The organism is Mesorhizobium sp. M2A.F.Ca.ET.067.02.1.1 (assembly GCF_004023285.1).
Lineage (GTDB): Bacteria > Pseudomonadota > Alphaproteobacteria > Rhizobiales > Rhizobiaceae > Mesorhizobium.
The window spans coordinates 1-1,648 of sequence record NZ_RZSB01001038.1; the positions used below are offsets into that span (position 1 = coordinate 1).

The 1,648-nt window shown below is 61.4% G+C and carries 3 protein-coding genes; 1 reads left to right on the plus strand and 2 read right to left on the minus strand.

Annotation, left to right across the window (positions count from 1 at the left end; all coding sequences use genetic code 11):
* The coding region (locus tag EOA28_RS35140) for a pyridoxal-phosphate dependent enzyme (RefSeq protein ID WP_128315819.1) at window positions 1-592 on the minus strand (592 nt) is incomplete at its 3' end.
* A 146-nt stretch (window positions 593-738) separates the two neighbouring features.
* Here EOA28_RS35140 and EOA28_RS35145 point away from each other — a divergent pair.
* Complete coding sequence (locus tag EOA28_RS35145; protein WP_127253410.1) at window positions 739-1,215, plus strand: Lrp/AsnC ligand binding domain-containing protein; 477 nt, start codon at window positions 739-741, stop codon at window positions 1,213-1,215.
* Between the two features lie 33 nt (window positions 1,216-1,248).
* Here the strand turns inward: EOA28_RS35145 and EOA28_RS35150 are convergent, their stop codons facing one another.
* Window positions 1,249-1,491, minus strand: a complete 243-nt coding sequence (locus EOA28_RS35150) for a hypothetical protein (RefSeq protein ID WP_127253409.1) — start codon at window positions 1,489-1,491, stop codon at window positions 1,249-1,251.
* Window positions 1,492-1,648 lie beyond the last annotated feature (157 nt).

Genomic DNA, 1,648 nt, shown 5'->3' on the forward strand with positions numbered 1-1,648 from the left:
CGCGGACGATGATGTAGTCGAATTTGAAACCGAGCTCGACTTCCTGTTTCGCCACCTCCTCGGCGAAGCCGACATAGCCCAGACCGCCGAACTTGTGCACCGAGGCGCCGGCAGGAACGGGGTAGGGCTTGCCGCCTGCATCCTTGACTGACTGGATCGCATCCTGCCAGCTCTTGCGGATGCCGATGTCGAAACCATCGTCGACGAGCCGGCTGTCGGCTCCCATCAGGCGCGTCAGCAGGATATTGCCGACCCGGTCGTAGACCGCATCGTAGTGCGGCACCCATTTCTCCTGGATGACCACGCATTTCATACCGATCTTGGCGGCCGTCGCGGCGACCATGCGCGTGTGGTTCGACTGCACGCCGCCGATCGACACCAGCGTGTCGGCGCCCGACGCGATCGCATCGGGCACGATATATTCGAGCTTGCGCAATTTGTTGCCTCCCATGGCCAGCCCGGAATTGCAGTCATCACGCTTTGCATAGACCCGCACCTTGCCGCCAAGCGCCGCGCTGAGACGCGGCAGATGCTCGATCGGCGTCGGGCCGAAGGTCAGTGGATACCGTTGAAATTTTTCGAGAAGTGACATCGACCTGCCTCCCGCAGTGTTCGTTTGGATAGGCAAAGAATAGACGAATTGCGGCGAAAGGTGCTCTCGAAGAGGGCCGCTGCTTTTTGGGCTTCCGCAAAGAAGTGCGCTAAGGTTCATTTAATCGTCCATTGGAACCGATAAAAATGGAAGAATCTTCCGATCATATTTTCGACCGCATCGACATCAAAATCCTGCGAGTCCTGCAGGCCGAGGGGCGGCTGACCAATGCCGAGCTGGCAGCGCGCGTGAATGTCAGCGCCGCCACCTGCCATCGGCGCACGCAACGCCTGTTCGAGGAGGGCTACATCACCGGAGTCAGGGCGGAGATCGCGCCCGCCGCGGTCGGGCTCGGCGCGCTGGTCATGGTCGGCGTCGTGCTCGATCGCTCGACACCGGAAAGTTTCGCCGCTTTCGAGGAGGCCGCCCTCAAGCTCAAGGAGGTCCTGGATTGTAATCTCGTGGCCGGCGACTTCGACTATCTGTTGAAGATACGGGTGCGCGACATGGCGGATTTCAACAAGCTGCACGGCCAGAAGCTGATCGCGTTGCCGGGCGTCCGGCAAACCAGGACCTTCTTTGTGATGAAGGAGGTCAAGGAGAACGCGCGGCTGCCGTTTTGACAGGCAGTCCGCGACTCCATTCTCTCGCGGCGCTCAGAGCCGCTCCTTCTGCGGCAATGCCTTGCGGTCATTACGCGCCGCGACGAAGAACAGGATGAAGCAGAGGCCGAGGAGCGCGCCCATCGCCATGCCCGTTGTCTGGCCGACGACTTCCTGGAAATTGGGCGCGACGCGGTCGGGATTGGCCAGACCGAAGCGGGCCAGATACCACCAGATGCCGCCCAGGAACGCCTCGACGACAATTGCCACGAGGATCACACGCGCCTTCCTGCTCATTTCGTCCGTCCCCTTCAAGGTTTCCCAGGAGACCGCTTTATCACCGCAGGATTTGCGGCAACAGAGCCGAGCGATGCCGGGTGCTATTCGTGCCGCAGCGCGTCGATCGGATCGAGGCGGGCGCCGCGCAGCGCCGGGAAAAAGCCGAACACCATGC

Coding starts and splice junctions, on each gene's coding strand:
- EOA28_RS35150 (WP_127253409.1), bottom strand. CDS start 1,491: ATGAGCAGGAAGGCGCGTGTGATCCTCGTGGCAATTGTCGTCGAGGCG.
- EOA28_RS35145 (WP_127253410.1), top strand. CDS start 739: ATGGAAGAATCTTCCGATCATATTTTCGACCGCATCGACATCAAAATC.